The sequence below is a fragment of the Rhodovastum atsumiense genome (assembly GCF_937425535.1).
GTDB lineage: Bacteria > Pseudomonadota > Alphaproteobacteria > Acetobacterales > Acetobacteraceae > Rhodovastum > Rhodovastum atsumiense.
Genome location: NZ_OW485601.1, coordinates 5,432,900 through 5,457,537, shown reverse-complemented (window position 1 = coordinate 5,457,537; position 24,638 = coordinate 5,432,900). Strand labels below are relative to the sequence as shown.

Here is a 24,638-nt window from a genome sequence, read left to right as displayed (position 1 = left end):
CGTGGCGCCCCCTCCATCCGGAACAATGCATGACCATCCTGACCAATGCCCGCATCGTCCTGCCCGATGCGATCATCGCGGGAACCGTGGCGCTCGACGGCGCCCGCATCGTCGCCGTGTCCGAAGGCCGCAGCCGCTCGGCCGCGGCGCGGGACCTGGACGGCGATTTCCTGATCCCGGGCGTGGTCGACGTGCACACCGACAATCTCGAACGCCAGGTGCAGCCGCGCAACAATGCGCGCTGGCCGTCGCGCTCGGCGCTGCTCGCCCATGACGCGCACTGCGCCGCCGCGGGCGTGACCACGGTGCTGGATGCGCTGTGCATCGGCGATCTCGGCTTCGAGCCGGACCGGATCCGCACCTTCCAGGAAGGCGTGGCCGACCTCGACGCGCTGGGCGGGACCGGGCTGCTCCGGAGCGAGCATTTCCTGCACCTGCGCTGCGAGCTGCCGGCGCCCGAGGTGATCACGCTGGCCGAGCCGGTGGTGGAGCATCCGCGCGTGCGCATGATCAGCCTGATGGACCACAGCCCCGGGGTGGGCCAGTACGCCGATCTCGAACGCTACCGGCGGATGCGCCGGCGGGACGGGATGGACGATGCCACCATCGAGCGCCGCATCGCCGAGCTGGCCGAGCAGCGGGCGCGCCACCGCACCCCCAATCGCCGCGCCCTGCTGGCCCGGGTCGCCCATCTGGACGTGCCGCTGGCCAGCCACGACGACCGCACCGAGGCGGAAATCGAGGAAAACCTGGCGGACGGCGTCCTGATCAGCGAGTTCCCGGTGAGCCTGGAGGCCGCCCGCGCGGCGCGGCAGCGCGACATCGCCGTGATCGCCGGCGCCCCCAATGTCGTGCGCGGCGGCAGCCATTCCGGCAACGTGGCGGCGGCGGCGCTGGTGCGTGCGGACGTGGTGGACGCCTATGCCAGCGACTACGTGCCGGCCTCGCTGGTGGAGGCGGCATTCCTGACCTGTTCGGAGATCGGGCTTGGGCTGGCGGAGTCGGTGGCACTGGTGACCGACCGGCCGGCCCGGCTGTGCCGGCTGCCCGATCGCGGCCGGATCGAACCGGGCCTGCGGGCCGATCTGGTGCGGGTGCGCATGCATGACGGGCTGCCGGTGGTGCGACAGGTCTGGCGGGCGGGGGAGCGAGTGGCATAATCTGCGCGCGCTACGCCCTTTATTACGCCCCGGCACCAACGGATCCGCTCTGGGCCCTTGCGGCCGCCTGGCTGGGGCGCGACCCGGAAGCCGATGCGGCGGTGGCGCAGCCCGACCTGCCGGACATCGCCGCCGTCACAGCGGAACCGCGGCTCTACGGCTTCCATGCCACGCTGAAGCCGCCGATGCGGCTGCGCGACGGTGCCGGGCGGGATGATCTGCTGGCCGTGGCACGGGCGATCGCCGCCGCGGCCCCCGCCTTCGACCTGCCGCCGCTTGAAGTAGCCGCGCCGCACGGCTTCCTGGCCCTGCGCGAGAGCCGCCCCTGCCCGCCTTTGCAGGCGCTGGCCGATGCCGCCGTGGCCTGGGCCGATCCCCTGCGCGCGCCCCCGGACGCGGCGGAACTGGCCCGCCGCCGTGGCTCCGGCCTGCCGCCCGCCGCGGAGGCCAACCTGCGGCGCTGGGGCTATCCCTATGTGTTCGCCACCTGGTTCTTCCACCTGACCCTGACCCGGCGCCTGTCTTCGGCCGAGCACGCGCTTTACCGTCCGGCGGCGGAGGCGCATTTCGCCGATGTCCTGGCCCTGCCGCGGCGGGTGAGCGAGATCTGCCTGTTCGCCCAGCCCACACCAGGCGCAGCCTTCATCCTGGACGCGCGGATCAGCCTGGCAGGCTGACCACGGAGTCGAGCTGGCGCGCCAGCAGGCGCAGTTCCGCCACCAGCGTGGCGACGGCGTCCGGCGAGGCCGCCGCGCTCTCCAGCACGGACACGCGGAACCGGCGCGATGCCTCGGCGATGACGGCGTGCGCGGCGGCAATCACCACGATATGGCCGAGATCGAGATCGAGCGCGATCTCGGCGGGAATGCCGTAGCGGATGCCGTCTTCCTGCCAGCTCATGGCATAGGCGCCGACGGCACGGCGCAGCTCGAAGCTTTCGCGATCGACCGGTTCGTGGCTGTCGGGGTTCCCGCTCGCCCGGCGGGTGATCTGCGGGCGCGGAAAGCTGAAGCGATCATCACCGGCCAGTGCCGCCCGCACCCCGGCGAGCAGCGCCGTCCCGCTCTCTCCCGAAGGGCCGATCACCAGGACCAGCATGCGCCGCCCCTTCGTTTTGACACTGTGCCTTCGGCCGCTAGGCTGTGGCGGATACAGAGCGGGAACGCAATACGGATGTTCACGACACGGCCCGAGATCGCCGGCACCTTCGGCGTGGTCACCTCCACGCATTGGATCGCGAGCCAGGTCGGCATGGCGGTGCTCGAACGCGGCGGCAATGCCTTCGATGCCGCGGTCGCCGCCGGTTTCACCCTGCAGGTCGCCGAGCCGCACCTGAACGGACCGGGCGGCGACGCGCCGATCCTGCTGCACGACGCAACCGCCGGCACCCAGCACGTCGTCTGCGGCCAGGGCGTGGCCCCCGACGCGGCGACGCCGGAGCGATTCGCCGCACTCGGGCTCGACCTGGTGCCGGGCACCGGGCTGCTGCCCGCGGTGGTGCCGGGGGCCTTCGATGCCTGGTGCACCCTGCTGCGCGAATGGGGAACCTGGGAATTCGCTGACGTGCTCGCCTATGCGCTGGGCTACGCGGAGAAAGGCGTGCATGTCGTGCCGCGCATCAGCGCCACCATCCTGCATGCGCAGCCGTTGCTGGAAGCCTGGGGCACCAGCGCCGAGGTGTTCCTGCCCGGCGGCGAGGTGCCCGCCCCCGGCAGCCTGCTGCGCCGCCCGGCGCTGGCCGCGACCTGGGAACGGCTGTGCGCCTGCGCCGTCGGCCCCAACCGCGAGGCGCGCATCGATGCCGTGCGCAATGCCTTCTACCGTGGCTTCGTCGCCGAGGCGGTGGACCGCTATTACCGCGACACCGACGTGCTGGACTGCTCGGGCCGGCATCACCGCGGCCTGCTGACCGGCGATGACATGGCACGCTGGGCCGCCCCGGTCGAAGCGCCGGTCGGGTTCGACTATCACGGCCACCGGCTGCTGAAATGCGGTCCCTGGAGCCAGGGCCCCGCCTTTCTGCAGTTCCTCGCCCTGGCCGAGGGATTCGACATCGGCGCCATGGACCCGCTGGGGGCGGAGTTCGTGCATGTCGTGGTGGAATGCCTCAAGCTCGCCTTCGCCGACCGCGAGGCCTATTACGGCGACCCCGATTTCGTGCAGGTGCCGCTCGGGACCCTGCTCTCGCGCGCCTACAACGACGAGCGGCGCAGGCTGGTCGGCGAGCAAGCCTCCCTGGAACTTCGGCCGGGCCATGTGCCGGGCTTCACGCCGCGTGTGGACCACGACGCGGCCGGCCGCGCCGCGCTGCTCGGCAATGCCGGCGCGGGCGAGCCCACCGTCGGGCGACTCGGCGTGGTGGGCGGCGATACCTGCCATCTCGACGTGATCGACCGCTGGGGCAACATGGTCAGCGCCACGCCCTCCGGCGGCTGGCTGCACTCCTCGCCGGTGGTGCCGGGGCTCGGGTTCCCGCTGTCCACGCGCGGGCAGATGTTCTGGACGCAGCCGGGCCACCCGAATTCCGTGCAGCCGCGCAAGCGACCGCGCACCACGCTCTCGCCGAGCCTGGTGCTGCGCGACGGCCGCGCCTGGATGTCGCTCGGCACGCCCGGCGGCGAGCAGCAGGACCAGTGGCAGCCCATCCTGCTGCTGCGCATGCTGCATCACCGGATGGGCATCCAGCAGGCGATCGACGCGCCGTCCTTCCATACCGAGCACTGGCCATCCAGTTTCTGGCCGCGCGTGGCGCGCCCGGGCAAGGTGGTGCTGGAAGGCGGCACCGATGCCAGCGTGCTGGCGGCGCTGCAGGCGCGTGGCCACCTGGCCGAGATCGGCGAACCCTGGAGCGAAGGCCGTTTGTCGGCGGCACGGCTCGAGCCGGACGGGCAGATGTTCGCCGGCGCGAATCCGCGCGGGATGCAGGGCTACGCCGTCGGGCGATAAGGGGGCAGCGGGTCAGATCACCTGCATGCCGAGCCACATCAGCACGAGGCTTGCCGCGATGCCGAGCGTGCCCAGGATGGAACGGGCGGACGATGTCCGCGGCCGGGAGGAAGCCGACGCCTCCTCCTCGCCTGCGGACAGGATCTCTTCCTCCATCGCGAGCATGGCGGCGTCGTCTTCCACGCGCCATCGCGCGGCCTGACGTGCGAGACCGGTCTCGAACGCTGCAATCCGGTCGAGGAGGGTGCAGGCCCGTGGCCCGGAGCATCCGACCATCCAGACGTTCATCGGGAACTTTCCCCCTTTCGTGCGTCCGCCTGATACGAACCCTTTGCTTCGTGAGACCGGATCCCCTGCAATCCAGAAGCGCCGACAGATGGCAGGCGACAGCACTTCACCCCTGCCCGCTGGCAGAGTTTCATGACGGTCCGCAGTATTTGCAGATCCGACAACATCCCACCCCTGGGATGCGTCGTGACATATCTACCCCATCACAGCATTCACGCGCGATCCGGCTGATTTCGTAGCGGCGAATACCGATATCCATTGCTTGCGCGGCCATACCCGATTTTCATGATGAAAATACGGCAGGCGCGTTTGCATCGCCGTGGAAGCCAGCATGGAAACCGGTCGCGCGACAACGGCAGCGCCCTCACACGCCGCCTGCCGCCGGCAAGGATAGCTAGATTTCCGGCCCCTTCACGAAACACATGATCCCGGCGGTGGGAGTCCAGCACACCACTGCCCGTCCGGTCGGGTTGTCCTCGCGGTGCAGCACCCGATCCGGCGGCACGGCGCGCCATGCGCCGGCGATGAAGGCCTCGTAGCGATCCTGCACCACCCGGTAATCAACTGGCCGGCAATCGGCGATCGAACAACAGGAAATGCCGGTGCCCGGCTGGCGCAGGCTGTTGTACCAGGGCGCGAGTTCCGGATCGGGGTTTTCGGGGGGACGCGCCTGGGCCGCCGGCACGGCACACAGGACCAGGACGACGAGCAGGCGAATCATGCGGCTTTCCCGTGTCGTTTCGGCCATTCAGACATTGCCGCCCGGGTAGCGTTTCCCACAGCCAAGGGTTGTGAACTTGCCGTGAGCCCACCGTGCATCGCCGGATACCGGATTCACGTGCATGATCATCGGGAAAGGCGGCGGATGTGCGCCTGGATGGTCGGTTCGGTCGTGCAAGAAGCGGACGTGCCACCTTAACCGCCCCCACCCCGGCGGATTATCCTTCAGATTCAGATCAACAACGAATGAGGATGCACGTGGCGGCACGCCGACGCGGCCCCTTCGCCTCGGTCAAGATCACTGACGTCGCCACCGAAGCGGGCGTGGCGCCGATGACGGTCTCACGCGTGCTGAACACGCCCGAGCGTGTGTCGGAAACCACCGCCGCACGGGTGCGCGAGGCGATCGAGAAACTGGGCTACGTGCCCAACATGATCGCCGGCGGCCTGTCGAGCCGGCGCAGCCGCATGATCGCGGCGATCGTGCCGACCATCGCCAGCCCGATGTTCAGCGAGCCCGTCCAATCCTTCACCGATGCGATGCACCGCGCCGGCTACCACGTGCTGCTCGGCCTGTCCGGCTACACGCCCGGCACCGAGGACGGGCTGATCCGCGCCGTGCTGACGCGCCGGCCGGACGGATTGCTGCTGACCGGGGCGGCGCATTCGCCGGAGGTGAAGCGCCTGCTGCGGGATGCCGGCGTGCCCGTGGTCGAGATCTGGGACGCCAGCGACACGCCGACCGACATGCTGGTGGGCTTCGACCATGCCGAGATCGGCGCCAAGGTCGCTGATTTCTTCCTCGCCCGTGGCCACCGCCGCTTCGCCGTGCTGACCGCGGGCGACCCGCGGGCGCGGCTGCGCCGACGCGGCTTCATCGACCGGATCGAGGCGCGGGGCGGCGTCCTGGTGGCCGAACGCATCCTGCCCGCGCCAAGTGGCATCCGCGACGGCCGCACCGCCCTGCAGGCGATCGCCGACCAGATCCCGCCCCGCACCGCCCTGTTCTGCGGCTCCGACCTGGTGGCCTTCGGCGCCGTCACCCAGGCGCGCGCGCTCGGCATCGCCGTGCCGGAAACGCTGGCGGTGTGCGGATTCGGCGATTTCGAGCTGGCGCAAGCCAGCGAGCCGCCGATCACCAGCGTCGGCGTGGACGGCACCGCGATGGGGCGGCAGGCGGCGGAAAACCTGCTGGCGCGCCTGGCCGGCGGCTCCGCGCCGCGCCGGATCCTGATCCCGGCCGGCATCCGCGAACGGGCCACGACCTGACCCGCGCCTTGCCCCCCGGGAGGGGCTTGTCCGGCCGACGGCGCCGTCGGAAGAATGGCGCGTGCCCCCCCGGATCGCCGGGGCTTGCGGGCAGCGCATTGGTGCGCCCCCTCGACAAACCCGGCCCCGGGCACCAATAAGCGCGCCAGGAGAACGGAGGAACCACTCACATGGGTCATGCGCAGGCAGGCGACCTCAAGGTGTCGCGCCCCCTGAAGGAGTTCATCGAGACCGAGGCCCTGCCGGGCACCGGTCTGGACGCGGCCACATTCTGGGCCGGGCTGTCTCGGCTGGTCGCCACCTTCGGGCCCCGCAACAAGGCCCTGCTGGAGGTTCGTGACGCGCTGCAGGCCAAACTGGACGCTTGGCACGCCGCCAACCCGGCCCGGCCGATCGACCAGGCGGCCTACACGGCGTTCCTGAAGGAAATCGGCTATCTCGTGCCCGAGCCGCCGGCCTTCCAGGTCAGCACCGCCCATGTCGATGCCGAGATCGCCAGCATCGCCGGCCCGCAGCTCGTGGTGCCGGTCAACAATGCCCGCTACGCCCTGAATGCCGGCAATGCCCGCTGGGGCAGCCTGTACGACGCGCTGTACGGCACCGATGCCATCGGCGATGACGACGGCACGGAGCGCGGCCGCGGCTTCAACCCGGTGCGCGGCGCCGCGGTGATCGCCCGGGCGCACGAGGTGCTGGATGCCGCCGTGCCGCTGGTGCACGCGAGCCATGCCGACGTCGCCGGCTACGCCGTCCGCGGCGGACGGCTGGAAGTGACGCTGGAATCGGGCGCGCACACCGTGCTGGTCACGCCCGGCAAGTTCGCCGGCTACCAGGGCGATCCCGCCAACCCGACCGTGGTGCTGCTGAAGAACCACGGCCTGCACATCGAACTGCGGTTCGACCGCACCCACCCGATCGGCAAGACCTCCGCCGCCGGGCTCGCCGACGTCGTGATCGAATCGGCGGTCACCACCATCATGGATTGCGAGGACTCGGTCGCCGCCGTCGACGCCGAGGACAAGGTGGTGGTCTACCGGAACTGGCTCGGCCTGATGAAGGGGACGCTGTCGGCCACCTTCGAGAAAGGCGGCAAGGAGTTCGAGCGCCGGCTCAATCCGGACCGGGTCTACACCGCCCCGGACGGCACCTCCGTCACCCTGCCCGGCCGCAGCCTGATGCTGGTCCGCAACGTCGGCCACCACATGTACACCGACGCGGTGCAGGACGCGACGGGCGCCGACGTGCCCGAAACCATCCTCGATGCCCTGATCACCTCGGCGATCGCGCTGCATGACCTCAAGGGCGGCGGGAAGCTGCGCAACTCGCGCGCCGGCTCGGTCTACATCGTCAAGCCGAAGATGCACGGGCCGGACGAGGTGCAGTTCGCCTCCGACCTGTTCGCCGCCGTCGAGGACGTGCTGGGCCTTGCCCGCAACACGCTCAAGATGGGCATCATGGACGAAGAGCGCCGCACCACCATCAATCTGAAGGCCTGCATCGCCGCGGCGCGCGAGCGGGTGGTGTTCATCAACACCGGCTTCCTCGACCGCACCGGTGACGAGATCCACACCTCGATGGAAGCGGGCGCGGTCGTGCGCAAGAACGACATGCGCGCCGCCGCCTGGATCGGCGCCTACGAAAACAACAACGTCGACGTGGGCCTGGCCTGCGGCCTGCGCGGACGGGCGCAGATCGGCAAGGGCATGTGGGCGGCCCCGGACCGCATGGCCGACATGCTGGCGCAAAAGATCGGCCATCCGCGCGCCGGCGCCAACACCGCCTGGGTCCCCTCGCCCACCGCCGCCACGCTGCACGCGCTGCACTACCACCAGGTGGACGTCGCGGCCCGGCAGGAGGACCTGGCGACACGCGCCCCGGCAAAGCTTTCGGATATCCTGACCATTCCGCTCGCCGACCGGCCGAACTGGTCGCCCGAGGAAATCCAGCAGGAACTGGACAACAACGCCCAGGGCATCCTCGGCTACGTGGTGCGCTGGATCGACCAGGGCGTGGGCTGCTCCAAGGTGCCGGACATCCATGATGTCGGGCTGATGGAGGACCGGGCGACGCTGCGCATCTCCAGCCAGCATATCGCCAACTGGCTGCGCCACGGCGTGACCACCGAGGCCCAGGTGCTGGAGACGCTGAAGCGCATGGCGGTGGTGGTAGACCGGCAGAACGCCGGCGACCCGGCCTACCGGCCGATGGCGCCCGGCTATGACGGGGTGGCGTTCCAGGCCGCCTGCGACCTGATCTTCAAGGGGCGCAGCCAGCCGAACGGGTATACGGAGTTCATCCTGACCGCGCGGCGCCGCGAGGCGAAGGCTCAGGCGTAAGCAGCCGGGGCGCTGCCCCGGACCCTGGCAGGAGGCTTTGCCTCCTGCACCTCCACCAAGGGCCTTTGGCCCTTGGAACCCCTTCTGTGCCGCGCAGCGCGAATGGGATCCAAGGGCCTTGTGGCCCTTGGTGGGTCAAGGGCGAAGCCCTTGCCTTTCCTTTGATCAGGCCCGTGCCAGCCGGTACAACACGTGGCGGCGCAGCACGCCCGGCGCCACGCGCGGATGGTCGAAGCTGCCGACCGGATCGTGACGCATGCCGATCTTTTCCATCACCCGCCGCGACGGTGCGTTCACTGCGGCGGTAAAGGCCAGGATTTCCGGCAGGTGCAGCCGCCCGAACCCGTATTTGGCGACCAGCCGCGCCGCTTCCGGCGCGTAGCCGCGGCCCCAGTAGGCGGCGGCGAGGGTCCAGACCAGTTCGACCCCGGCAGGGACCGGTGTATCGGCCGGAATGGTCGACAGCCCTACGAAGCCGATCAGATCGGCCACGCCAGGTGCCTCGGCGGCCCAGACCCCGAAGCCGTGCCGGTCGATATGGGCCTGGGTGCGGTCCATCCACGCGTCCGACTGCGCACGGTCGCGGATGACGGCAAAGAAGCGCATCACCTGGGGATCGGACGACAGCGCGGCGAGCGGCACACGGTCCGCCTCCCGCCACGGGCGCAGGATCAGCCGTTCGCTCTGCAAAATCATCGGATCAGCCCCGCAGCTTGCCCTTCATGGCAGGATGGCCCGCGCGGCCGCCTGAATCGTCGCCTTGTCGCCGGCCGCGATGCGCGCCTCGTCGACCAGGTTGCCGCCCATGCCGACGAAGGCGGCACCCGCGGCAATATAGGCCGCGACATTGCCCGAATCGACACCGCCGGTCGGGCAGAAAGTAACATGTGGAAACACACTGACCAGCGCCTTGAGATGGCCGGGGCCGCCAGCGGAGGCGGCCGGGAAGATCTTGACCGCATCCGCCCCTGCGGCCAGGGCCGCGCGCACCTCGGTCGGCGTCACCGCGCCGAGCAGCAGGGCGGCCCGCGCCGCCCGGCAGGGGGCGGCCAGGGCGGGATCGACCCAGGGCGCGACAATGAAACGGGCCCCGGCGGCAAGGCAGAGCTCCGCGGTGCGGGCATCCGGCACCGTGCCGGCCCCCACCAGCACTCCCGGCTCCGCGGCCAGCTCGCGGATCAGCGCCGGCGCGTCGGGAATGGTCATGGTGATCTCGAACACCGTGAGCCCGGCCTCGCGCAGCCATTGCACCGCAGTCGCGGCATGGGCGGAATTGCGGGTGCGGACCACCGGGACCACCCGGGCGGCCCGCAAGGACGCGAGCAGACCGGGCACATCGCTGTTTGTTTCGGTCATGAATTCCCCTCCATCCCGTACAGTGGCACGGGAGGTGGGGGTGCGAAAACTAGCGGGACTGGGAGATGACGCCGTCCGCCCAGGCTTCGAGGCGGCGGGCCTGCGTGTTCAGCGCCGTGACCTGCGTGCCGAGCGTGCCGAGCCGCTCCTGGTAGGAATTCAGTGAACTGCCGAGGCCGTGTACACTGCCCTGCAGGTCGCCGAGCGCCTTGCGCCAGCCGGCGATGGCTTCACGCTGCGCCCCGAGCGCGTCCTGCAGCGCCACCAGCGCCGCCTGCAGCCGCTGCTGCGGGTCCGGCGTTGCCGGGGATGGCGCGGCGGCGGGCTCGGCCGGCCGGGGGAAGGGAATGACAACAGCGGATGGCCGATCCATGCGGGGCTCCTGCCGGGTACGGCACCGCCGGGGAACAACCCCCGGTGTTGCCAAAATGGATTAGTTAACCAATCATAAACAGCCCAGAAAATCGAGAGTCATCTTAAAAATTGATCACTCCCCCTGCAGCGCTCGCACCGGCGACCTGGCCCGGTGCCGGGATTCGCCTTGCGTTGTATGGTGGAATGTCATGGAAGCAGTCCTCGACTCGGTCATCATTTTGTTGCTCATCGTGCTGAACGGGCTGTTCGCACTGAGCGAACTCGCCCTGGTCAGCGCCAACCGCGCCCGACTCGCCGTGCTTGAACGCAAGGGTGTCGCCGGCGCTGCACTGGCCCTGGAGCTTTCCGAGGATCCCCAGCGTTTCCTGCCCACGGTGCAGGTTGGCATCACGGTGGTCGCCATCCTCTCCGGCGTGTTCGGCGGCGCCCGCGTCGCCGATTTCGTCCGTCCGGCGCTGGAAGAGGTGACCTGGCTGCGGCCCTTCGCCTCCAGCCTGTCACTCGCGGTGGTTGTGATCGCGATCACTTACCTGACACTGGTGATCGGCGAGCTGGTGCCCAAGCAACTGGCGTTGCGGTCCCCGGAGCGCACCGCCGCGGTGGTTGCCGGCCCGCTCGTCTGGCTCACCCGGGTCTCGCGCCCGTTCGTCTGGGTGCTCGGCAAGTCCTCGGCGCTGGTGCTGCGCATCTTCGGCGCGCACCGGGACCTGCCGCCGCCGGTCACCGAGGAGGAGCTGAAGGCGTTGCTGGTGGAAGGCGAGAAGACCGGTGTGCTGGAAAGCGAGGAACGCGACATGATCGAGCGGGTGCTGCGGCTGGCCGACAAACCGGTGCGCGCGATCATGACGCCGCGCACCGAGATCGCCTGGATCGACCGCACCGACCCGGCGCGCGACATCGCGGCCACGCTGAAATCGGCCCCGCACAGCCGCTTCGTGGTCTGCGACGGCAGCGTCGACAACGTCGTCGGCGTGGTGCAGGCCAAGGACATCCTGGATGGCGTGCTGGACGGCAAGGAAGTGTCGATCGGGGCGGCGCTGCGCCAGCCCATCGTGATGCCCGACACGGTGACGGCGCTGGATGCGCTGGAACGGTTGAAATCCGATCCGCTGGGGCTGGCGCTGGTGCTGGACGAGTACGGCAGCTTCGAAGGCGTGGTGACCGCGGCCGACGTGCTGGAAGCGATCATCGGCGACGCCAACGACGCCGCCCCGGGTGGTGGCGAGGGCATCGAGGCGGTCGAGGGAACGTACCTGCTGGACGGGATGATGCCGGTGGACGAGGCGAAGGAGCGGCTGATGCTGCCGGACCTGCCGGCGGCGGGCAGCTACCACACCATCGCCGGGCTGTTGCTGGCCTTGCTGCGGCGGGTGCCGCGCCAGGGCGACCGCATCGTCTTCGCCGGCTGGCTGTTCGAGGTGACGGAGATGGACGGGCGACGGGTGGCGCGGGTGCGCGCGAGCCGCGAGCCGCTGGCGGAAGGATAGACCGGGCCGTGGTGCCGCCTTATTCCGCCTGCGGCACCGCCTCGCGGGCGAGGCGGCGCAGGGCGGCATCGAATTGCTCGTGGCATCCCGCCAGAACCCCGGCGGCGACCCAGGCGGCAACCGAGCCATGGCGCGGCGGCAGCATGCGGAAGCTGAAGCTGACCCGCACCGCGCCATCGACCAGCAGTTCGAAGCGGTCGCCATCCTCGATCGGCAGGTCGGCCGGCCATTCGATCCGGTCCGCGCCGGCGGGAAAAACCAGCCTCCGCCCCCCCACATGCCGGCGGAGCACATAGCTCGCCCCTTCCGGCACGGGGCGGCGGATCCAGACAGCATCGGAGGGACCCAGGCAATAGACGGCCGGACGCTGCGGATCGACCGCCACGTCCTGCGGCGGCGTCGCCATGTCCACGCCGCCGGTGGCGCGGGTGCCACCGATGACCGAGGCATCCACGCCCCGCAGCCGGAACAGTTGCGCCAGCGCCGGCACCGACGCCTTGCCAACCTGCGGCTGCACCTGCTCCAGCGCCCCTTCGAACGGGCCGCGCAGGCGCAGCATCTGGCCTGACCGGAACAACAGGGTGACGCTCGCGCCCTCGGGCAGCGCCAGCCGGTCGGCGGCGGCGATCGCCATGCCTGGCAGGTAGCCGGGCGCGGTGGAGGCAAGCAGCACCGCATCGGCCGCCAGGGCCGGAGCACTGCCGAGTACCAGGATGGCCAGGATGCACCGGCGCAACAGCCCGGGCAGGCGGGAAAGCAACAGGGGCATGGCACGACACCCTTTTGGCTGATGCGACCCAATCGACGCGCCGCCGTTGCCGCCCACTGTGGGGCGGATCACAAAAAGAGGGATCAATTCGTGGGGATCGCGTCCGCCGGATTCCATGTTTCCGATTGCGGCGGAGGCAAGGCCGCCCTGTGATCCCCGGCAAAAGACGCTCGCGGCACCTTCATCTTTCGAGGGAATCAGATTGGCCGCACTGCTCGTCGCGGGGGAATGAACATGTCCAGGTATTGTTGCGCGGGCGTCGCCATGGCCACGGTCCTGGCCGCATCCCTCGCCGGCGCCGCCGAGACCAGGCCGATGCCGGAGAACGCGCGCGTCTACATCCTCTGGCCAGGCGATGGCCAGGTGATCAGCGGCGGAAAGTTCTGGGTGCGCATGGGACTCAGCGAAGCCGGGATCGCCCCGGCCGGCGTCGACAAACCCTATACCGGCCACCACCACCTGCTGATCGACACCGACCTGCCGCCACTCGGCGAGGAAATCCCCAACGACCGCCACCATTTGCATTTCGGCCTCGGCCAGACCGAGGTGCGCTTGGAACTGCCGCCCGGCCGGCATACGCTGCAATTGCTGCTCGGTGATACCAACCACGTGCCGCACAATCCCCCGCTGTTTTCGAAGAAGATCACCGTGACGGTGGTGCCATGATCCGCGCGCGGACGGCACGGCGCGGGGCCTGGGGCGCCATCCTGGCCCTGGCGGGCGGGCTGGCCGTCGCGGGGGCCGGGGCGCAGACGTCCGCGCCGGAGCACGACCACGCCACCGCGCCAGCCGACATGCGTCCGCGGACCCCGGCGCCGGCAGGGGCCTATGTCTATATCGGCTGGCCGAATGACGGGCAGGTGATCCGCGGCCGCCGATTCAAGGTGTGGTTCGGCACCCGCGACTTCGGCGTGGCCCCCGCCGGCACCGATGTCCCGAATACCGGCCACCACCACCTGCTGATCGACACGCCTTTGCCGTCTTTGGACGAGCCGATCCCGAACGACCGCAACCACCTGCATTTCGGCCTGGGCCAGACCGAGACAATGCTGGAACTGCCGCCGGGCCGGCATACGCTGCAACTGCTCATGGGCGACGGCGACCATGTGCCGCATTCCCCGCCGGTGATGTCGCGGCGGATCACCGTGACCGTGCTTCCCGGCGCCGAGGGGCCGGCCGCCGGCGAGGCTCCGGCTGCGGCGCGCTGAAGCGCGGGTCGGACCCGGTCAGGTTACGGACTCCACGGCCCGCGCCCCGCGCGGCTGACCAGGCCCAGCGATGACGTCGCGCTTCCAGGCTGGCAGGCCGGCGACGTAGATCCCGTGCTGCTGGCACCAGATGCCGCGGATCGTCTCGTCCAGCACCACCGTACGGGCTTCCAGCCGCGCTGCCGGCGTCCAGCCCGCATGCCCCCCTGTTGCCTCATCCCATCCGCGCGCCAACTCCCCTGACACAGGGGGGCCTCCGCTTCCGCCAGCCCCTGGACGGTGGCTACGGCAGGCCATCCACCCACGGCTGCTACACCACGAGCCGGGACACGGCCGCGTCAGCTCCATCTTGACCCGCCCCATCTCGGCGAAGCCGTTCCGTCCAACCGGTCTGCCCTGTCCGTATCTATGGCGCGTGCCCACAGAAGGCATATCAACCGCCAGGCTGCGCGAATGCCGCAGGCCCATGCAGACAAAGCTCAAGTTTTTGTTACCGAGTAACAGCATTATTGCGTCGCCTTTGAGCGACATGTTTATAAAATAATCTATAGACTGTTAATAACATATGGTGATGTGATGATAAATCAAAACTTAATCAATAAGCGAATTATGGTAGTCGGAGGGGCAGGTTTTCTTGGCTCTCATTTGTGCGAAAGCCTTCTTCGTCGTGGAAATGAAGTTTTATGTATTGATAATTATTTTACAGGTCGCCATAAAAATATCGCTCACCTTCAATCGAATGAAAATTTTGAAGTTATGCGCCATGACGTAACATTTCCACTATATGTCGAAATCGACGAAATATTTAATCTAGCATGTCCAGCATCCCCAGTTCACTATCAATTTGATCCCGTGCAAACCATCAAGACCAGTGTGGTGGGGGCCATTAACATGCTCGGCCTAGCCAAACGCACACGCGCCAAAGTACTGCAGGCTTCAACGAGCGAGGTCTACGGCGATCCGTCGGTGCATCCACAGCCGGAAAGTTACCGGGGCAACGTGAATCCCCTTGGCCCGCGCGCCTGTTACGATGAGGGAAAGCGTTGTGCAGAAACGCTGTTTTTCGATTATCATCGCCAGCACAAGACGCGCATCAAAGTCGTGCGGATATTCAACACCTACGGCCCGCGCATGCAGCCTGGTGATGGCCGGGTGATTTCCAACTTCATCATGCAGGCATTGCAGGGAGAGGATATCACCCTCTATGGGGACGGCAGCCAGACCCGCTCCTTCTGCTACGTTGACGATCTGATCTGCGGCATGATGCGCATGATGGAAACTCCAGACGAGGTGATCGGGCCAATAAATATTGGGAACCCCCATGAAGTTACGGTGCGCGACCTCGCTGAGCAGGTGATCGCCCTGACCGGGTCACGGTCTCGCATCGTTACCTGCCCCCTCCCCCAAGACGATCCGTTGCAGCGTTGCCCTGACATTACCCAGGCCCGTCGGGTGCTGAACTGGCAACCCTCAGTGCCGCTGAAAGAGGGGCTAATGCGCACGATTGAATATTTCGACTGCCTGCTCAGCAAAGGTTCAGTCAAGGCCGCACAACCCTCTAAGCGGCGTCAGGTCAATATCATCAGATCTGAAAGAATTTCAACAAAATTTCCATTGCAAGCTCGTCCATCACGCGAAACGGAATTCACATAATCCGATTTTTTGAAATTTTCGCTTTTGCACACAGAAGCACCAAGCCTTAAGTGATACACATAGGCAAAATGCAGCAATTATATTGCTACATTTTGGTATTTTGTAAAGGAAAGTAATTGATATGAAGACTGTTCCATTATTTTACTGGATGCACGGAGAAAATGTTACTCAGAATTTTGCGAAGATGATTGATTGGGCGCTTTCAAGACATGGCTTTAACGTTATCCATATATGCGCGTCTGCGCCGGATTTTCATGAAAATCTCCAGAATCTTTTTCGTTCCCGGCAAATCGCCTTCGGCTTTTCGCTAACCCACGCCGCGCTCAATTTGCATGTCAACAACGCACCGATTTGGGACATCTTGCCAATAAAATACTTTGTTTATTTACTGGACGCCCCAATTTATTATATTAATTCTCCATTAATGCAAAAATTGCTTTTTGAAACGGAAAACAAATTGGTTTTTGGGCTGCCCGACGCGGATTATCAATCTCTGTTGAGTGAAGCGGCACGGCGCCGCGGCAAGCCTGTCAGTACAATGTTCCTTCCGTTCGGCGCGATGCCCCCTCACCTCTGCGATCGCCCCTGGGCCGAGCGTGACCTGGAAATCTCCATTTTCGGCAATGTCGGCAGGGAACTCTCGGCCCAACATATCCGTGAGACCGTGGAAGAGAGCTTCCGCAGCTACGACAGCAGCATGGTTTCTCTGGAAACTCTGATAGCAGTCGTGAATGAGATTCTGAATAATCCGACCAGCGGGAACGTGACTCTGCAACTGATGAAAGAGTTCAATCTGAAGGCAGAGGATGTTTTGTTTGATCTGCGTTGGCAGAAGCTCAGCGTCGACGTAGATTCTTTGATCAAGCGTTACCGGCGCCTGCAGATTGTCCGGAAGCTCTCCGGTCACAAGATCAATGCGTTCGGCGCCGGATGGGATCAGTTGGCCGGTGACATCCCCGGTCTTGTCATTCATGGCTCACGAAAATACGAAGATCAGCATGAGATCTTCCGACGTTCGCGCCTCGGTCTCAACGTGGATCCCAATTGGGATTTCGGCGTGCACGATCGGGTGTTCAATACGGCGGTGGCGGGAGCTGTTTCCTTGACCCAGCACAATCGCTTCGCCACTTCCGCTTTGCCCCATGCGGAAGCCTGCCTGTGCTATGCACAGAATGGCGATGATATTGCCGACGTTGTCGCGGAGCACCACGGAAGACTTGAAGAAATCGCATTGGAAGGACTGAAAAGAACGAATTCCCTGCACGCATGGGACCAGCGCATTCTTCAGGTCACGGAATACCTTTCGTCGTAATTATCGATGCCGGAGGCGGGTCGGAGCAACCAGGCGGCCCGCCCCGAAGTTCACCAGAAGCACTCCGGAATATTCCGGTTCCATCAAAATCTATGATGCTGCACTATTGAATATGATACATCAGATTTTGCTGAATCTCTGATAATTTGTCATTCTGATATTATTTTAAGCAATTCCACCAGAAATATTTCCATCGGAGAAAAATACATGGAACGACGCCACGTCCTGGTAACCGGGGGTGCGGGCTATATTGGCAGTCACGCCTGCAAGGCCCTGGCAAAAGCCAATTATATTCCTGTGGCGTTCGACAATTTGGCGCTCGGCCATGAAAAAGCCGTCAGATGGGGACCTCTCGTCGTCGGTGACATTGGCGACGGCGATTCCCTTGACCGTGCCCTTGCCGTGTACCGGCCGATCGCGGTGATCCATTTCGCTGCTTTCGCCTATGTCGGTGAATCCGTCCGTGACCCAGGGAAATATTACACTAATAACGTTAGTGGCACGCTTTCTTTACTGGAAGCCATGCGGCGGACCGATCTGCGGACCATGGTGTTTTCCAGTACATGCGCCACTTATGGGGAACCGAAGACCAGCCCTATTCGGGAAGCCGAGCCTCAGGCACCCGTCAACCCCTATGGCCGCACAAAGTGGATGATTGAGCAGATCCTTGAGGATTATGCCAGTGCATATGGGTTTCAGTATGCGGCGTTACGCTATTTCAATGCTTGCGGCAGTGATCCGGACGGTGAGATCGGCGAGTGGCATGACCCCGAATTCCACCTGATCCCGCGTGCATTCATGGCGGTAACCGGGCAGATCCCGCATCTTGAGGTGTTCGGTGATGATTACGACACGCCCGATGGCACGTGCATTCGTGACTACATCCATGTCAATGATCTGGCCAGGGCCCACATTCAGGCTGTACAATACTTGCTCAAAGGTGGCAAAAATTGCCGCCTCAATCTAGGCACAGGGCAACCCACGTCGGTGATGGAAATCATCAGGGCGGTAGAGCGAGTGACTGGCCGGCCGCTTCCGCGCAGACTTGCCCCTCGTCGCCCCGGCGATCCGGCGGTTCTGTTCGCCGACCCTGCCCGGGCACGTGAGGTGCTTGGATTTACTGCCGAGATCAAAGACATTACGTACATGGTTCAGACAGCCTGGAACACCTACATCGACGGCCAGGACTTGGCCCAACTGCATATTGGTGAAGTTTTCCAGGACTGACGGCCTTGCTTCGGCGCTGGACGCAGAAGGGCGCCCGTACTGCAGCAGCATGTTGTTGTGTTCACTGGCATCGGCCAGAGAATGTACAGCGCATGATGCATTCCCAATTTTTCTTTGGCAAATCGGAGCATCGCGATGACCGCGAAAAAATATGATTGGCTGGTGGTCGGCGCAGGATTGACCGGGACCGTCATCGCCGAGCGACTGGCTTCGGTACTGGACAAGAAAGTCCTCGTGATCGATCGTCGTTCGCATCCAGCCGGCAATATTTTTGATGGCCGGGATGACGATGGTATTCTGTACCACCATTATGGCCCGCACATATTCCATACAAACTCTGAAATGGTCGTATCGTATCTTTCTCGATTCACAGAATGGTACGATTACGAGCACCGGGTGCGAGGTATGATCAATGGTCGACTGGTTCCCATTCCTTTCAACTTGATATCGCTGCAGATTTGTTTCGATGCCGCTAGAGCGGGGCGGCTGCAGGAGGCACTGATACGGCGTTACGGCTATGGGGCGAAGGTGCCGATCCTGTCCATGATGAAGAACACGGAAGGGGAATTGCGCGATTTAGCGCAATTTGTATTTGATAATGTTTTTTTTGGTTACACCCTGAAGCAATGGGGCATGCCGCCTGAGATGCTGGCTCCCTCGGTAACGGCTCGTGTTCCCGTTCATATCAGTTATGACGATCGTTACTTTAACGATTCTTTCCAGCGCATGCCCGTCGGCGGCTATACCAATATGGTCAAACGAATCTTGAGCCATGAGAACATCGACGTTGAACTGGGCACGGATTGGGCATCGGTTCGGGATAGCTCATTTTACAAAAAAATCGTGTTCACTGGCCCAATTGATGAATTTTTCCGCTGCGAATTCGGAGCCCTTCCCTACCGCAGCCTGGATTTCGTGTTCCAGACTTATGCGCAATCCAGGCATCAGCCTGTGGCTCAGGTCAATTATCCAAATGAACACGCCTTTACCAGAATCACCGAAATGGGCCATATGACCCATGAGTGGGAAGGAAAGACCAAAGTCGCCATTGAATATCCCACTGCCTACACACCAGGCATTAGCCTTCCTTATTATCCGATCCCGCAGGATGATAACCAAAATCTCTATAACCGTTATCGTGATTTCGCAGCCAAGGAAGCACCAGATGTCATTTTTTGCGGACGGCTTGGCAACTATCAATATTACAATATGGATCAGGCCGTAGCAAAGGCGCTGACAATCTTTCAGAAGCAAATATGCGGCGTTGGTGAAAAGATCAGCGTTTGAATTATTGTACCAAGTGATGTCTTATTGAAGTCTGGCGCTATGTGGGCATCTGGGTGATAGTCTTGTGTGGACGGCCCCGTAGCGTATCGCGGTGTGCCGAGAGCCCCGGACGACACCCCACAAAACCAGCCCCCTCATTCGTCGCGGGCCACGCGGAAGCCGTTGGCGATGTAGCGCACCGACGCATCGTAGTTGCCGCGCGCGGTCACGGTGATGTCGTCACGGCCGGAGCGGAAGGAGCCGCCCCGCAGCACCCGCTTGAGGCAACCGGCGACCTCGCGCGCACTGCCGTCCGCCGGCGCGCCCCGGTAGTTCGGGACCCAGCAATCCGCCGTCCACTGCGCCACCCCACCCAGCATTCCGGAGAGCCCGAAGCCGTTCGGCCGGAAGCTCGTGACCGGCAGCGGCGCATGAGTCTCCTGCCGTCCGCCGCAATCGCTGCAATTGGCCAGGGACACGCCGACCTCGTTGCCCCACCAGTAGCGCGTGGTGGTGCCGGCCCGCGCGGCGTATTCCCATTCCGCCTCGCTCGGCAGCCGGTATTTCCGGCCCGTCTTGCGCGACAGCCAGGACAGGTATTGCCAGGTGTCGTCCCAGCTCAGGTTGTGCACCGGCACGTATTCGTCCGCCTCCGCCATGCGCGGCAGGAAGCGGCAGCCCTGATCGGCCTGGCAGCGCTTCCACTCACCGATGGTCACCGGGAACTGGCCAAGCGCGAAGCCGCGCAGTTGCACGCGGTGCGCCGGCGATGCCTCCGGCTCGCGGGCTCCCTGGCCCATGGTAAAGCTGCCCTCCGGAACATGCAGCAGCCACGGGCAATCGGCGCAGTCCTGGAAGGCCGTGGCGGCCGCCGGGCCGGAAGCCGGGGCCGGAGCGGCGCGGTCCGGTGCGGCCGGCGGCGGCTGGGCCAGGGCCAGTTGCCCGGCCGACCGATGCGCCTCGGGGACGGAGGCGACCGGCGCGGCGGGTGGCGGGGCCGGCTGCGTTGTTGCCGGCGTAGCGGGGGCATTCGGCGTGACTTCCGGTGCCTCGGCGACCTCGATGTCGAGGCGGCCTTCGGCGGCCCCACCGCGGCCATCCTCGACGAGATAGCGCAGGCTGCCGGCCTTGCCGGTCAGCCCGGCCTCCGGCATCACGCTCAGCCGCGCCAGATCCTCCGGCCGCAGCCGGTCGCCGGGCTTCAGCACCGTGCCGCCGAGCCGCACCACGCCGCGCGGCAGCGCCTTGATGGTAACGGTCAGCGTGTCGCCGTCGGGATCGTTCGGCACGCCGATGCCGAGCGCGGCGGGGGCAAGCCGCAGCGTGCGCGGGGCCTCCACCGCCGGGGGCCGGTTGGCGGGCCGCACCGCGACCGGCAGGCTGGCGGTGAGATCGCCGCCGCGCCCGTCCTCCACCAGGATGTCAAGCGTGCCGACCGGGCCAAACGCCCGGCCATCCGGCTTGAAGGTCGCCGTCATGAAGCGATCGACCGAGAACACCTCGCCGGAAGCAACGATGCGCCCTTCCACCCGCACCTCGCCGCTGCGCGGCAGGCCGATCACCCGCACGCTCAGCGGGTCCTGGTCGGGATCGACCGGGCGCGGCAGGCCGAGCGGCGTCGGGCCGGCGCTGTCCGGCACCTCCAGCGGGCGGATGGCGCCGATCACGGGCGGACGGTTGGGCGGGCGCGGATAGAAGTAGAACGGCTCGGCCCCGAGCGAGGAAAAGGCATAGGGCTCCTGCCGGTTGGCGGTCGCCTTCAGCACCGCGTCGCGCACGCTGCGGAAGAACAGGCTGAGTTCCAGCCCGGGGATCTGCAAATGCGCGAGCAAGGCCGCGGCGAAGGGGCTGTGGCCGGCGGTGCCGTCCTCGGCGATGGTATCGGCGCGGGTGGCCATCATCACCATGGTGTTGCGCGGCACGTCGTCGACGCGCGCCAGCCCCGTCGGCGTGGCAATGGCACGGCCGGCCAGCGGCATCGAGCGGGCAATGCGCTCGACGAAGGGATTGTTGCGGCAGGCATCGAGCAGCACGATGCCGATCCGGCCGGCCTGCGCCACCTCGCCGAGCATCAGCGACAGCGGCAGCGCCTCGTACAGCAGGTCGCGTTCACGCTCGAGCCGCGCATCGGCGGGAAGCAGGTAGTTCTCGTGGTCCACCTGCACGCCGTGGCCGGCGTAGTACACCACGGCGGCCTCGGCGCGCTGGGCACGGATGCCGAAAGCCCGCAGCCCGCGCGTCAGCGTACGGAAGTCCGGATCGTACAGCTCCTCGACATCGAAGTTCAGCCGGCGCAACGCGTCGCCGATGTCGCGCGCATCGTTGACCGGATTGGTGAGTGGCGGCGCGTTCTGATAGGTGCCGATGCCGATCACCAGGGCGATCCGCCCCTGCTGCTGCGCGGCGGCCGGCCAGGGCGAGGCCAGGACGGCGCAGGCCAGCAGCACGGCCAGGACGAAACCAGACAGGCAGCCCTGAAGGCGTCGGGGCATCGCGTCACCTCCATGGTCGGGCGGGCATGATCGGGCAGGCCCGTCACCTCCGCCCGTAGCATGGAAGAGGAAGGGTTGTGCAAGTGCAAGGCATTGGCAAGACAACAACTATGCCAATCCACGCGCAACTTCTTCAATTCAAAGTGGCATGTGAGGACGGTTGTGCGACACGACGACTGTTCGCCCAAATACGCGCTGTTGTTCGCGCTGATCTTCCAGGAAGATCCCCGGCCAGCGCGATGTCGCCAGCGCCGCGGGCGCGACCCGAGGGGAACACGGATGCAGACCCATGCCGGCCGCGAGGCCGTCCTTGCCGGTCATTTCCTGCTGAAGCACCTGAACGCGGACGAACTGCGGCGGCTGGCCACCGGGGCGGCGGTGATCACCTGTGGCGGCGGCGAGGTCATCTTCCAGAAAGGCGATCCGGGCAACAGCATGATGGCGGTGTTGCGCGGGCGGGTGAAGATCTGCAGCTATTCCACCGAAGGTCGCGAACTGGTGCTGAACATCATCGATCGCGGCGGCGTGTTCGGCGAGATCGCGCTGCTGGACGGGCAGCCCCGCACCGCCGACGCCGTGGCACTGGAACCGACCGAATTGCTGGTGCTGCAGCGCGACCGCTTCATGCCGTTCCTGGCCGGCAATCCGGAGTTGATGGCCCGGCTGTTCGCGGTGCTGTGCCAGCGCCTGCGCCAGACCAGCGAGCACCTGGAAGACACGTTGTTCCGCGAGGCGCCGTCGCGGCTGGCGCGCGGCCTGCTGCGCCTGGCCGACAGCTTCGGCCGCGAGGTCGCGGGCGGGATGCGCATCGAGATCCGGCTGTCGCAGCAACAGATCGGCAGCCTGATCGGCATCTCCCGCGAGAGCATCAACCGGCTGCTGAGCGAGTGGCGGGAGGACGGCACCATCGCCGTCACCTCCGGCATCATCATCCTGCGCGACCGGGAGATGCTGGAGAGCATCGCGGCAGCGGAAGTGTAGCCGCCTCCGCTTCCGCCTGCGCCTGCGCGGCGCGGTCCACCCGCCAGACGGAAATGGCGGCCTGCCGGCCACGCAGCGCGATCTCCCCCACCGGGCGGCCGGCGAAGCCCTTGCCCAGACGCTCCCAGGTCGGCCCGCCCACCAGGATGGTGCAGCCGCATGGCCCGGTCGCCTGCTGCTTGCCCAGTTGCTCCAGCCGCGCCGCCACGTTGGCGGTGTCGCCGAGCAGGCAGAATTCCATGTGCGTGCCGCTGCCGAAGCTGCCGGCCACCAGCGGACCGGTGTGAATGCCCACGCGCAGCCCCGCCGCCGGCAGCCCCGCCTCGCGCCAGGCCGCGTTCAGCCGGTCCATCTCCGCCTCCATGCCCAGCCCGCAGCGCACCGCGTTGCGCGCGTCGGTGGCAATGCCAGGGGCGTCGTGCCGCGGCACCGGGGCCCCAAACACCGCCAGGATGCCGTCGCCCACGAAACGCAACACCACCCCCTCATGCGCGGCAACGACGGCCACCATCGCCTCGATGTAGCGATCGAGCCAGGCGACCAGCGGCGCCGGCGGCAGGCGCTCGCACAACGAGGTGAAGCCGGCCACGTCGCAGAACAGCACCGTGGCGGTCAGTTGCTGCGGCACCGGCCTGCCGCCGGCCAGGAACAGCTCGCGCTGGGCGAGGATCTGCGCCACCACCGGCTCGCTGACGAAGCGGGAGAACAGCACGCGCAGCGTCCGCCGATCGCGCCGCTCGCCATGACCGCGCCAGATGCGCGCGAGCGCCCCGGCGAGCAGGCAGGCCAGCACGGGGGCGGCCACGGAGACGCCGGGCAGCCCGGCGGCGACGGCGGCCAGCGCCGCCGCCGGAATCAACAGTACCGTCAGCGTCAGGGCCGCCGCCGCGGCGGCACCGGCGAGCATGCCCCCCAGCGCCGTGCCCAGCGTCGCGGCGGCGAGCGTGGCGACGCAACCCGGGCAGGGCCCCGGTGGCACCGCACGGCCTTCCAGCATCTGCGCCAGCACCGCGGCATGGATTTCCACCCCGAAGCTCGGCCGGCCGAAGGCGGAGGCCAGGGTGCGGTGCTCGTCGATGCCCGGGATCATGCTGCCCACCAGCACCACCCGCCCGGCGAGCCAGTGCGGCGGCAGCAGCGCCGCGGCCTCGGCCGGATAGACCGGCAGCGTCCCGGCGGGCCGCCAGAGGATCGGGAACGGCGCGGTGGGCACCGTCATCCCCACGACCGCGGCCAGGCTTGCCGGCAGGCTCAGTTGGCCGGTCGCGGGATGGACCGGCACATGGGTGCGCACCATGTCGTCGAAGCGGTCACGGCCGAGATTGGCGAGGGCCGTGCGCCGCATCGCCAGGAACCCCTCCAGGAAGCGCCGCTGCTCCGGCGGTAGGTCGGTCTCCGGCGCGACCGTGATCGCCACCACCGGGATGTCGGGGCGGGCCAGCGCCTGGCGCAGCGCGGCGTCCTTCTCCGGCTCGGTCGGCCGGTCGAACAGCACATCGAGCCCCACGGCAGCGGCGCCGGCGCCGGCCAGCGTGTCGATCAGCCCGGCCAGGAAGCCGCGGTCGATCGGCGCGACATAGGGAAAGGCCGCCAGGGTCTCCGGCGTGATGGCGAGGATGACAACGCGCGGATCGGCCGGCTCCGGAGGGGCAAACAGCCGGAACGCCACGGCGTCGAACAGCCGGTCGGCGGCGGCGAGCGGGGATGGCGGACGCACCAGCAGAAAGGCGAGGATCGTGGCCGAGGCCAGGACCAGCGCCGCCCCGCCCGCCCATCGGCGCATGCGCGCAAGC

Annotated in this window: 23 protein-coding genes; 13 read left to right on the top strand and 10 right to left on the bottom strand. The window is 66.6% G+C overall.

Features of this window, described 5'->3' with window-relative positions:
• The first annotated feature begins 29 nt into the window (after window positions 1-29).
• Both NBY65_RS24600 and NBY65_RS24595 read left to right on the top strand, forming a co-directional pair.
• The gene (locus NBY65_RS24600) at window positions 30-1,160 is read left to right on the top strand and encodes an alpha-D-ribose 1-methylphosphonate 5-triphosphate diphosphatase (RefSeq protein WP_150040882.1); all 1,131 of its coding nucleotides are present in this window, start codon (window positions 30-32) and stop codon (window positions 1,158-1,160) included.
• 101 nt (window positions 1,161-1,261) lie between these two features.
• Window positions 1,262-1,837, top strand: a complete 576-nt coding sequence (locus tag NBY65_RS24595) for a DUF1045 domain-containing protein (RefSeq protein ID WP_239002784.1) — start codon at window positions 1,262-1,264, stop codon at window positions 1,835-1,837.
• Here NBY65_RS24595 and NBY65_RS24590 read toward each other — a convergent pair.
• The gene (locus tag NBY65_RS24590; protein ID WP_150040884.1) at window positions 1,821-2,258 is read right to left on the bottom strand and encodes a nucleoside/nucleotide kinase family protein; all 438 of its coding nucleotides are present in this window, start codon (window positions 2,256-2,258) and stop codon (window positions 1,821-1,823) included. The genes NBY65_RS24595 and NBY65_RS24590 overlap by 17 nt on opposite strands.
• Window positions 2,259-2,333: 75 nt before the next feature.
• Here NBY65_RS24590 and NBY65_RS24585 point away from each other — a divergent pair, with 75 nt between their 5' ends.
• The gene (locus NBY65_RS24585; protein ID WP_150040885.1) at window positions 2,334-4,106 is read left to right on the top strand and encodes a gamma-glutamyltransferase family protein; all 1,773 of its coding nucleotides are present in this window, start codon (window positions 2,334-2,336) and stop codon (window positions 4,104-4,106) included.
• 12 nt (window positions 4,107-4,118) lie between these two features.
• On the opposite strand, the gene NBY65_RS24580 is transcribed toward NBY65_RS24585, so the two are convergent.
• Together NBY65_RS24580 and NBY65_RS24575 are read right to left on the bottom strand one after the other, a co-directional pair.
• Window positions 4,119-4,394, bottom strand: coding sequence for a hypothetical protein (locus tag NBY65_RS24580; RefSeq protein WP_150040886.1), 276 nt, complete (start codon window positions 4,392-4,394; stop codon window positions 4,119-4,121).
• A gap of 394 nt (window positions 4,395-4,788) precedes the next feature.
• The gene (locus tag NBY65_RS24575) at window positions 4,789-5,115 is read right to left on the bottom strand and encodes a hypothetical protein (RefSeq protein WP_150040887.1); all 327 of its coding nucleotides are present in this window, start codon (window positions 5,113-5,115) and stop codon (window positions 4,789-4,791) included.
• A 257-nt stretch (window positions 5,116-5,372) separates the two neighbouring features.
• Between NBY65_RS24575 and NBY65_RS24570 the strand changes: the two genes are divergently transcribed.
• Both NBY65_RS24570 and NBY65_RS24565 read left to right on the top strand, forming a co-directional pair.
• Window positions 5,373-6,383 (top strand): LacI family DNA-binding transcriptional regulator, encoded by a 1,011-nt coding sequence (locus NBY65_RS24570; RefSeq protein ID WP_203330483.1) that lies wholly within the window; start codon window positions 5,373-5,375, stop codon window positions 6,381-6,383.
• A gap of 170 nt (window positions 6,384-6,553) precedes the next feature.
• Window positions 6,554-8,719 carry a malate synthase G gene (locus NBY65_RS24565; protein WP_150040888.1) on the top strand — a complete coding sequence of 722 codons (2,166 nt, stop codon included), beginning with the start codon at window positions 6,554-6,556 and terminating at the stop codon, window positions 8,717-8,719.
• Between the two features lie 165 nt (window positions 8,720-8,884).
• Here the strand turns inward: NBY65_RS24565 and NBY65_RS24560 are convergent, their stop codons facing one another.
• The 3 genes from NBY65_RS24560 to NBY65_RS24550 are packed head-to-tail and all read right to left on the bottom strand — an operon-like array spanning window position 8,885 to window position 10,448.
• Window positions 8,885-9,415: a GNAT family N-acetyltransferase gene (locus NBY65_RS24560; RefSeq protein ID WP_150040889.1), complete on the bottom strand. Its 531-nt coding sequence runs from the start codon at window positions 9,413-9,415 to the stop codon at window positions 8,885-8,887.
• A 24-nt stretch (window positions 9,416-9,439) separates the two neighbouring features.
• A complete protein-coding gene (locus tag NBY65_RS24555) occupies window positions 9,440-10,075 on the bottom strand; it encodes a bifunctional 4-hydroxy-2-oxoglutarate aldolase/2-dehydro-3-deoxy-phosphogluconate aldolase (RefSeq protein WP_150040890.1) in 636 nt (211 codons plus the stop codon).
• Window positions 10,076-10,124: 49 nt separating this feature from the next.
• On the bottom strand, window positions 10,125-10,448 hold the full coding sequence (locus NBY65_RS24550; RefSeq protein ID WP_162530547.1) for a hypothetical protein: 324 nt from the start codon (window positions 10,446-10,448) through the stop codon (window positions 10,125-10,127).
• A gap of 190 nt (window positions 10,449-10,638) precedes the next feature.
• On the opposite strand from NBY65_RS24550, the gene NBY65_RS24545 reads away from it, so the two are divergent.
• Window positions 10,639-11,937: a hemolysin family protein gene (locus tag NBY65_RS24545; RefSeq protein WP_150040892.1), complete on the top strand. Its 1,299-nt coding sequence runs from the start codon at window positions 10,639-10,641 to the stop codon at window positions 11,935-11,937.
• A gap of 19 nt (window positions 11,938-11,956) precedes the next feature.
• Here the strand turns inward: NBY65_RS24545 and NBY65_RS24540 are convergent, their stop codons facing one another.
• Window positions 11,957-12,706 (bottom strand): hypothetical protein, encoded by a 750-nt coding sequence (locus NBY65_RS24540; RefSeq protein WP_150040893.1) that lies wholly within the window; start codon window positions 12,704-12,706, stop codon window positions 11,957-11,959.
• A gap of 264 nt (window positions 12,707-12,970) precedes the next feature.
• Here NBY65_RS24540 and NBY65_RS24535 point away from each other — a divergent pair, with 264 nt between their 5' ends.
• The gene (locus tag NBY65_RS24535; protein ID WP_239002785.1) at window positions 12,971-13,372 is read left to right on the top strand and encodes a DUF4399 domain-containing protein; all 402 of its coding nucleotides are present in this window, start codon (window positions 12,971-12,973) and stop codon (window positions 13,370-13,372) included.
• Complete coding sequence (locus NBY65_RS24530) at window positions 13,369-13,914, top strand: DUF4399 domain-containing protein (RefSeq protein WP_239002786.1); 546 nt, start codon at window positions 13,369-13,371, stop codon at window positions 13,912-13,914. The genes NBY65_RS24535 and NBY65_RS24530 overlap by 4 nt, the downstream gene beginning before the upstream one ends.
• Window positions 13,915-13,932: 18 nt before the next feature.
• On the opposite strand, the gene NBY65_RS24525 is transcribed toward NBY65_RS24530, so the two are convergent.
• Window positions 13,933-14,160, bottom strand: a complete 228-nt coding sequence (locus tag NBY65_RS24525; protein ID WP_150040895.1) for a hypothetical protein — start codon at window positions 14,158-14,160, stop codon at window positions 13,933-13,935.
• Between the two features lie 330 nt (window positions 14,161-14,490).
• On the opposite strand from NBY65_RS24525, the gene NBY65_RS24520 reads away from it, so the two are divergent.
• The 4 genes from NBY65_RS24520 to glf all read left to right on the top strand — a co-directional run bounded on the left by NBY65_RS24520 (window position 14,491) and on the right by glf (window position 19,393).
• Window positions 14,491-15,567, top strand: coding sequence for a UDP-glucuronic acid decarboxylase family protein (locus tag NBY65_RS24520; RefSeq protein ID WP_150040896.1), 1,077 nt, complete (start codon window positions 14,491-14,493; stop codon window positions 15,565-15,567).
• A 121-nt stretch (window positions 15,568-15,688) separates the two neighbouring features.
• Window positions 15,689-16,879 carry a glycosyltransferase family protein gene (locus tag NBY65_RS24515; protein WP_150040897.1) on the top strand — a complete coding sequence of 397 codons (1,191 nt, stop codon included), beginning with the start codon at window positions 15,689-15,691 and terminating at the stop codon, window positions 16,877-16,879.
• Window positions 16,880-17,086: 207 nt separating this feature from the next.
• The gene (galE, locus tag NBY65_RS24510; protein WP_150040898.1) at window positions 17,087-18,106 is read left to right on the top strand and encodes a UDP-glucose 4-epimerase GalE; all 1,020 of its coding nucleotides are present in this window, start codon (window positions 17,087-17,089) and stop codon (window positions 18,104-18,106) included.
• A gap of 135 nt (window positions 18,107-18,241) precedes the next feature.
• A complete protein-coding gene (glf, locus tag NBY65_RS24505; protein ID WP_150040899.1) occupies window positions 18,242-19,393 on the top strand; it encodes a UDP-galactopyranose mutase in 1,152 nt (383 codons plus the stop codon).
• A 134-nt stretch (window positions 19,394-19,527) separates the two neighbouring features.
• On the opposite strand, the gene NBY65_RS24500 is transcribed toward glf, so the two are convergent.
• Window positions 19,528-21,864 carry an SUMF1/EgtB/PvdO family nonheme iron enzyme gene (locus NBY65_RS24500; protein ID WP_150040900.1) on the bottom strand — a complete coding sequence of 779 codons (2,337 nt, stop codon included), beginning with the start codon at window positions 21,862-21,864 and terminating at the stop codon, window positions 19,528-19,530.
• 279 nt (window positions 21,865-22,143) lie between these two features.
• Here NBY65_RS24500 and NBY65_RS24495 point away from each other — a divergent pair, with 279 nt between their 5' ends.
• Window positions 22,144-22,845, top strand: a complete 702-nt coding sequence (locus NBY65_RS24495) for a Crp/Fnr family transcriptional regulator (protein ID WP_162530548.1) — start codon at window positions 22,144-22,146, stop codon at window positions 22,843-22,845.
• Here NBY65_RS24495 and NBY65_RS24490 read toward each other — a convergent pair.
• Window positions 22,793-24,628 (bottom strand): adenylate/guanylate cyclase domain-containing protein, encoded by a 1,836-nt coding sequence (locus tag NBY65_RS24490; protein WP_162530549.1) that lies wholly within the window; start codon window positions 24,626-24,628, stop codon window positions 22,793-22,795. The two genes, NBY65_RS24495 and NBY65_RS24490, sit on opposite strands and share 53 nt — an antisense overlap.
• Between the last annotated feature and the right edge of the window lie 10 nt (window positions 24,629-24,638).

Coding starts and splice junctions, on each gene's coding strand:
- NBY65_RS24545 (WP_150040892.1), top strand. CDS start 10,639: ATGGAAGCAGTCCTCGACTCGGTCATCATTTTGTTGCTCATCGTGCTG.
- NBY65_RS24600 (WP_150040882.1), top strand. CDS start 30: ATGACCATCCTGACCAATGCCCGCATCGTCCTGCCCGATGCGATCATC.
- NBY65_RS24550 (WP_162530547.1), bottom strand. CDS start 10,448: ATGGATCGGCCATCCGCTGTTGTCATTCCCTTCCCCCGGCCGGCCGAG.
- NBY65_RS24530 (WP_239002786.1), top strand. CDS start 13,369: ATGATCCGCGCGCGGACGGCACGGCGCGGGGCCTGGGGCGCCATCCTG.
- NBY65_RS24565 (WP_150040888.1), top strand. CDS start 6,554: ATGGGTCATGCGCAGGCAGGCGACCTCAAGGTGTCGCGCCCCCTGAAG.
- NBY65_RS24520 (WP_150040896.1), top strand. CDS start 14,491: ATGATAAATCAAAACTTAATCAATAAGCGAATTATGGTAGTCGGAGGG.
- glf (WP_150040899.1), top strand. CDS start 18,242: ATGACCGCGAAAAAATATGATTGGCTGGTGGTCGGCGCAGGATTGACC.
- NBY65_RS24580 (WP_150040886.1), bottom strand. CDS start 4,394: ATGAACGTCTGGATGGTCGGATGCTCCGGGCCACGGGCCTGCACCCTC.
- galE (WP_150040898.1), top strand. CDS start 17,087: ATGGAACGACGCCACGTCCTGGTAACCGGGGGTGCGGGCTATATTGGC.
- NBY65_RS24490 (WP_162530549.1), bottom strand. CDS start 24,628: ATGCGCCGATGGGCGGGCGGGGCGGCGCTGGTCCTGGCCTCGGCCACG.
- NBY65_RS24540 (WP_150040893.1), bottom strand. CDS start 12,706: ATGCCCCTGTTGCTTTCCCGCCTGCCCGGGCTGTTGCGCCGGTGCATC.
- NBY65_RS24495 (WP_162530548.1), top strand. CDS start 22,144: ATGCAGACCCATGCCGGCCGCGAGGCCGTCCTTGCCGGTCATTTCCTG.
- NBY65_RS24585 (WP_150040885.1), top strand. CDS start 2,334: ATGTTCACGACACGGCCCGAGATCGCCGGCACCTTCGGCGTGGTCACC.
- NBY65_RS24535 (WP_239002785.1), top strand. CDS start 12,971: ATGGCCACGGTCCTGGCCGCATCCCTCGCCGGCGCCGCCGAGACCAGG.
- NBY65_RS24515 (WP_150040897.1), top strand. CDS start 15,689: ATGAAGACTGTTCCATTATTTTACTGGATGCACGGAGAAAATGTTACT.
- NBY65_RS24590 (WP_150040884.1), bottom strand. CDS start 2,258: ATGCTGGTCCTGGTGATCGGCCCTTCGGGAGAGAGCGGGACGGCGCTG.
- NBY65_RS24575 (WP_150040887.1), bottom strand. CDS start 5,115: ATGATTCGCCTGCTCGTCGTCCTGGTCCTGTGTGCCGTGCCGGCGGCC.
- NBY65_RS24500 (WP_150040900.1), bottom strand. CDS start 21,864: ATGCCCCGACGCCTTCAGGGCTGCCTGTCTGGTTTCGTCCTGGCCGTG.
- NBY65_RS24560 (WP_150040889.1), bottom strand. CDS start 9,415: ATGATTTTGCAGAGCGAACGGCTGATCCTGCGCCCGTGGCGGGAGGCG.
- NBY65_RS24555 (WP_150040890.1), bottom strand. CDS start 10,075: ATGACCGAAACAAACAGCGATGTGCCCGGTCTGCTCGCGTCCTTGCGG.